Annotated in this window: 5 protein-coding genes; 1 reads left to right on the forward strand and 4 read right to left on the reverse strand. The window is 36.5% G+C overall.

Annotated elements, in window-relative coordinates; genetic code table 11:
• Entirely contained in the window at positions 1-2,388 is a 2,388-nt protein-coding gene (gene hypF / locus BS85_RS0109585; protein WP_034551606.1) for a carbamoyltransferase HypF, read from the forward strand.
• 327 nt (positions 2,389-2,715) lie between these two features.
• Here hypF and BS85_RS0109590 read toward each other — a convergent pair whose 3' ends face one another.
• From BS85_RS0109590 to BS85_RS0109605, 4 genes are all read right to left on the reverse strand, one after another.
• Complete coding sequence (locus tag BS85_RS0109590) at positions 2,716-2,916, reverse strand: hypothetical protein (RefSeq protein WP_026944596.1); 201 nt, start codon at positions 2,914-2,916, stop codon at positions 2,716-2,718.
• A gap of 275 nt (positions 2,917-3,191) precedes the next feature.
• A complete protein-coding gene (locus BS85_RS0109595; RefSeq protein ID WP_026944597.1) occupies positions 3,192-4,031 on the reverse strand; it encodes a c-type cytochrome in 840 nt (279 codons plus the stop codon).
• Between the two features lie 9 nt (positions 4,032-4,040).
• Positions 4,041-5,267, reverse strand: coding sequence for a cytochrome b (locus tag BS85_RS0109600; protein WP_026944598.1), 1,227 nt, complete (start codon positions 5,265-5,267; stop codon positions 4,041-4,043).
• Between the two features lie 10 nt (positions 5,268-5,277).
• Complete coding sequence (locus BS85_RS0109605; protein WP_026944599.1) at positions 5,278-5,781, reverse strand: Rieske 2Fe-2S domain-containing protein; 504 nt, start codon at positions 5,779-5,781, stop codon at positions 5,278-5,280.
• Positions 5,782-6,028 lie beyond the last annotated feature (247 nt).

Raw genomic sequence — 6,028 nt, forward strand, 5'->3', positions numbered from 1 at the left:
ATGTCTAAAAATAAAATCCAGCAACTACTCACTTATGAATTTCATCTACAAGGAATCGTGCAAGGAGTGGGATTCCGTCCTTTTGTGTATAGAATTGCAACACAACACAAACTAAAAGGTTTTGTATGCAATGATACGCAAGGCGTTTGGATTGTAGCACAAGGCAAAGAGAAACAACTTAAAGCCTTTATCAAAGATTTAAAAAATCCCCCAAATGTCGCAAAAATCACACATTTCAACCAAAATTTAATCCCAACAAACCCAATCTATCAAGATTTCATCATCAAACAAAGTGAGCAAAATCTACCCCTAAGTGCTACGATTCCAGCAGATATTGCGCTTTGTCAAGATTGCTTGAAAGAATTGTTTGATTCCAACAATCGCCGCTTTGGTTATGCGTTTATTAGTTGCACAAATTGTGGAGCAAGATATAGTCTTATTTCCACCCTTCCCTACGATAGGCAAAACACTTCAATGGCAAAATTTAAAATGTGTAAAGAATGCCAAAGCGAATATGATGACCCAAATTCTCGTAGATTCCACTCAGAAATTAACTGCTGTCAAGTTTGCGGACCAAAGCTATTTTACGCAGACAATCTCAAACAATTTAAATCCCTCAATATACCACTAGGAGAGATCCCTGATTCTACATTATACGAAAAATTAGAATCTAAAAATATCTTTCATTCCAATCCGCTCCAAGCAGCAATTAAAGATTTAAAAAAGGGTAAAATCCTTGCTATTAAGGGTATTGGCGGTTATGCTCTTGTATGCAACGCCCTCAATATTCAAGCAATTACAAGACTTAGAGAACGCAAACATCGCCCCACAAAACCCTTTGCAATTCTGTGCAAAGATTTAGAAATGGCAGAATCTTATGCCCAACTCAATGCAAATGAAAAAACAATTCTTACTTCCCCTATTTCCCCTATTGTTTTAACGGAAGCAAAGCGATTCAACACTCAAGATTCTTTACCACTTGATTGTATTGCGCCAAACCTCAACACTTTAGGCATTATTCTACCCTACGCACCTTTGCATTATTTACTCACTTATGCACTAAACTTACCATTAATCTTTACAAGTGCCAATTTGAGCGGAGAACCTATTATCAAAAGTTTTGGCGCAATCATAGAACATTTAGGGGAAGTCTGCGATGGTATCTTATTCTTTAATCGTGATATTCTAAACCCCATTGATGATAGCCTTGTAAGGGAATATGGACTCAAAAATCAAGAAAGTATTTTAAAAAATCTGCAAGTCTTGCGCCGCGCTAGAGGATTTTTATCTGATATTGCACTTCCTCTACCAAAGAAAAAATCCAATGAAGAATCCAGAAATTTCATCGCTTTAGGTGCGCAGCAAAAAGCAACCTTTTGCTTACATTTTCGTAACAAAACCCTGTTAAGCCCTCATCTAGGAGACTTGGATAATCTAGCAAGTTTGGATAATTTCACCGCCACACAGCAACTTTTTTGCGATCAATACAAAACAAGCTTGAATACTTTAGTATTGGATTTACACCCCAATTACACACAAAGGCATTTAATTCGCCAAACAACACAAACACATTTTGTGCAACACCATTTTGCGCATTTGCTTTCAAATATTGCAGAAAATTCTATTGATTGCGAGGTTTTGGGTGTCATTTTTGATGGAACTGGTTATGGTGAAGATGGAAAAATTTGGGGAGGAGAATTTCTAAAATGGAATCCAAAGAAGCCTTTAGAGTTTTCTCGTTTTGCACATTTTGATAACTTTGCACTTCTAGGAGGAGAAAAAGCGATTAAAGACATTAGAAGACTTGGTTTGGAAATGCTTTTTAGTGCCTTTGGAGAAAATTATACAAGGCTAGATTTACCCTTAATAGAATCCTTAAAACAAGAATTTGGAGAGAATGCACTTGCATTTTTTTACAAACTTCATCAAGCAGATGATAAAATACTTTGCGATTCTGTTGGTAGGTTATTTGACGCAGTAAGCGCACTTTGCGGTGTTTGTTTGAAAACAAATTACGAGGGAGAGGGAGGAATGATTTTAGAATCCTTAGCAACAAAGGGTGCAAAACCAAAATCCTATCCCTTTACCATACGAGACAATACCATTTTGTGGCAATCCCTCATTCAAGATATTTATAATGACTTGAAAAACAAGATTTCATTATCGCAAATTGCACTTAATTTTCATTATACTTTAGCCCAAATGATTGCAAAAATCGCTAAGGATTCTACCTGTATTGCATTAAGCGGTGGTTGCTTCCAAAATAAACTTTTAACGCAACTTACATTAGAAGCCTTAAGAGATAAACAAGTTTTTCTACATCATCTAATCCCTTGCAATGACGGCGGAATTAGCTTTGGACAAGCCTATTATCAATGCAGAGTCTAATTAATTGGGTTCGTCCTTGCGAGAATGCGTAGTATTCGTGGCACCCCATAATTTTGCAAACAAAGTATTTTGTTTTTTGTCATTGCGAGAAAAGCTTTAGCTTTTCGTGGCAATCTATAATAATGAAAAAAGAAAAATATCACAATGGAATCTTAAAAGTTTGGAATTGTAAAGTTTTGTAAAGTTTAATGTATGCGGGATTATGGATTGCTTCGGCTACGCCTCGCAATGACAAAAACCATTGCGTCATTGCGTTTTATCCCTCTGTCATTGCGAGAAAAGCTTTAGCTTTTCGTGGCAATCTATAATAATGAAAAAAGAAAAATATCACAATGGAATCTTAAAAGTTTGGAATTGCAAAGTTTTGTAAAGTTTAATGTATGCGGGATTATGGATTGCTTCACTTTTGTCCGCAATGACGCGGTGGGGGAATCTTGAGTATGCGGGATTATAGATTGCTTTGGCTAATGCCTCGTAATGACTAAGTGGTTTGTTTTTTGTTATTGCGAGATTCCACATTATGGACATCGTATCTGCCCTACAAGGACACACCAAGCTTTACACTGCCTTTAAACCACAGATTTTAGCCACAAAGGATTCTTTGATTCTCTCCATCAAATCCTCAAAATAAATCCGATCTCTAGCATTGCGATTCCATCATCAAATTTCAATCTGTTTCCAAAAGTAGGGGTAAAATGTTATTTTATAGTAAGATTCTAAGCAGTGAAAGTTTAGTTTAGTTTTTGACGAAGTGCTTTTATGGATTTTAAAGCAAGGAAAACCCCTGCTTTAAAACTTAAGCCTTAATGCACATCGTGCCAAATTTTACGCTTCCAAAGATAAGCAATAACACCCATCACGAGCATAAAGATGACAAGTTTATAGCCAAGTGCCTCGCGTTCAGGCTTTTTACTATCGCCCACAGATTCCATATATGCAACCACTTGATTTTCTGCATTTTGCGTTAAACCAACGCGTGGCATTGCAGTTCCCGCGAGTCGCTTTTGTGGATCATTAATAAAAGTATGCAAATAATCCATACTTCTACTACGAATCATCATAGATAAGTCTGGAACTTTTGTGCCTAAATAGTCTGTCATACCGCCCTCTGCACTCCATTTATCATAGCGCACACTATGGCAACGACCACACGCATCAATAAACACTTCTTTATCGCTTAACTCTTGAGGAGCAATGCTAGTCAAATAAGCAACAATATCTGCAATCTCTTGATCACTCATCCAATCATAAGCTGGCATTGGGTGATTTCCATCAAATTTATGTGTTTGCTTTGTGGCAATAGAAGCATTTTTAATCACATTAGCCAAAAAGTTTTTCTCATAAATTAAGCCCGAAGAAGACAAATCCGGTGGAACAACTCCATAAGCTGCGAGTGCATCTTCTGGAGCAAATGGAGATTCCATTCCCTCTGCTTTAATAGAGTGGCAAGCAAGACAATTTGTATTCACTATCTCTTTACCATTTGCAGCATTACCTTCTAATGCAATTGGTGTTAAATCCCTAAATTGATAATCTGCTGGAGCAACTTCTGGATTCATCTGACTATGTGCAAAGGGTTCAACACCCCAATAAATAATCCCTGTTAGCACAACAACAACGATTAATGCTAAGAATTCTTTCATTCTCACTCCTTAATTCCGTTTGTCTTCAAGCTTTGTAACGATCGGCAAGATAACAAATAATAATACTAAAAATGCAATCGTAGCAACAAAGCCAATATAAGCATTTGCACCTGTTGGTGGAAGTTTGCCCCAAATTGTTAAAACAATCATATCCGCAACTAAAAGCCAGAAAAATACCATAAAGCCGGGTCTTTTATGTGCAGGTGCAACAACTTTACTTCTATCCAACCAAGGGAAAAGCATAAACACAACATTTGCGATTCCAAATGCTATCAAACCTAAATCCGAGCTAAAGAAGAAACCACGCAAAATCTCATAACTCCACAAGAAATACCATTCAGGATAAATATGCGGTGGTGTTTTAAGGTGGTCTGCAGGGTCAAAGTTAATTGGATCTAGCGCAAAGCTGTAATGATAGCAAGTAAGATAAAACAAAATTGCCAAGAAGAAACTCGCAACAAAGAAATCCTTAGATAGGAACATAGGCCAGAAAGGAATCACTTTGGATTCTTTTTTGTTTCCTGCTTTAAACTTCTCTGCTTCTTTTTCAAAGTCTAACTCTTCCCCATACATATTATTAACATGTGGAATCCTTAAAGTGTAGAAATGCACTCCAATAACAATCATAATCACAACAGGCAACAATACAACATGTAACATAAAAAATCTTGTCAAGGTTGCATCTGCAACAATAAAGTTACCACGAATCCACACAACCAAATCCGATCCAATCACAGGGATTCCACCAAATAAATTCGTAATAACCGCTGCCGCCCAATAACTCATTTGCCCCCAAGGAAGCATATAGCCACTAAAGGCTTCAGCAGAGAACAAACCAAACAAAGCCATACCTGTAAGCCAAATCATCTCTCTCCCGCGTTTATAAGAACCATAATAAATTGCAACGAACATATGGATATAAATAACCAAGAAACAGACTGACGCACTTACTGCGTGTAAATGTCTCCACAACCAACCATATTTCACTTCTTGCATAATTGTATAATTTACACTATCAAATGCAAGTTTGGTATCTGGCTTATAATACATTAGCAAAAACAATCCAGAAATCACTAAAATACTAAATAAAGTAACCAAAACCACACCCATTGCCCAAAGGAAATTGATGTTTTTAGGAATCCAATATTCCGTCATTAAAACTTTCATCAAAGGCTTGATTGCAAGTCTTTGATCCAACCAATCAATAATACCATTTGCTTCACGAATCTGTGCCATATATTACTCCTTATGCCTTGCCTACAAGTTTAAGGTATTCAGGACCTTCTTCACCAAGCACCAATTTTGCACCATCAATTTTAAAAGGTGGAATTTTCATTGGTGTTGGAGGAGGACCAAATACATTTCTACCACAAGCATCAAAACGCCCACCGTGGCAAGCGCAATGAAATTCTGTGGTTTTAGAATCATAAGATGGAATACAGCCCAAATGGGTGCAAATTTGGATACCTAAACTATAATCTGCATTACCCACAACTACATCTCTTTCTTCACATTTTTTCATTTCCGCAGTCTTTTTAATGACATATACAGGCGTTCCTCTGTATTCAACTTGTCTATATTCACCATCTTGCATACTGCTTAAATCAATAGTTGTGAAACCAGCTGAAACAACGCTTGGCAATGGATCCCAAGAAGATTTCATAGCAACCAATGATGCACCCGCACCAATAGCCGCAATACCTCCTAGAGTCATACCAAGGAAATCTCTACGATTGACATTCTCTGCCATCTATTTCCTCCTAATTAAAACAAATTCTTAATTTTTTGTTAAGAAACTTTATATTCTATCAAAATAAAACTTTAATTTTAAGAAACCTTGCAAAATTCTAAGACAAAAGTTAAAAAATGTTTCAATTATAAAAAAGCTTTGTGGGAGATTTTTGTCATTGCGAGGAATGAGCAAAGCGAATGACGAAGCAATCTATAATAATGAAAAAAGAAAAATATCACAATGGAATCTTAAAAGTTTGGAATTG

The sequence above is a fragment of the Helicobacter rodentium ATCC 700285 genome, from assembly GCF_000687535.1.
GTDB classification, from domain to species: Bacteria; Campylobacterota; Campylobacteria; order Campylobacterales; family Helicobacteraceae; genus Helicobacter_D; species Helicobacter_D rodentium.

Coding starts and splice junctions, on each gene's coding strand:
- hypF (WP_034551606.1), top strand. CDS start 1: ATGTCTAAAAATAAAATCCAGCAACTACTCACTTATGAATTTCATCTA.
- BS85_RS0109590 (WP_026944596.1), bottom strand. CDS start 2,916: ATGTCCATAATGTGGAATCTCGCAATAACAAAAAACAAACCACTTAGT.
- BS85_RS0109595 (WP_026944597.1), bottom strand. CDS start 4,031: ATGAAAGAATTCTTAGCATTAATCGTTGTTGTTGTGCTAACAGGGATT.
- BS85_RS0109600 (WP_026944598.1), bottom strand. CDS start 5,267: ATGGCACAGATTCGTGAAGCAAATGGTATTATTGATTGGTTGGATCAA.
- BS85_RS0109605 (WP_026944599.1), bottom strand. CDS start 5,781: ATGGCAGAGAATGTCAATCGTAGAGATTTCCTTGGTATGACTCTAGGA.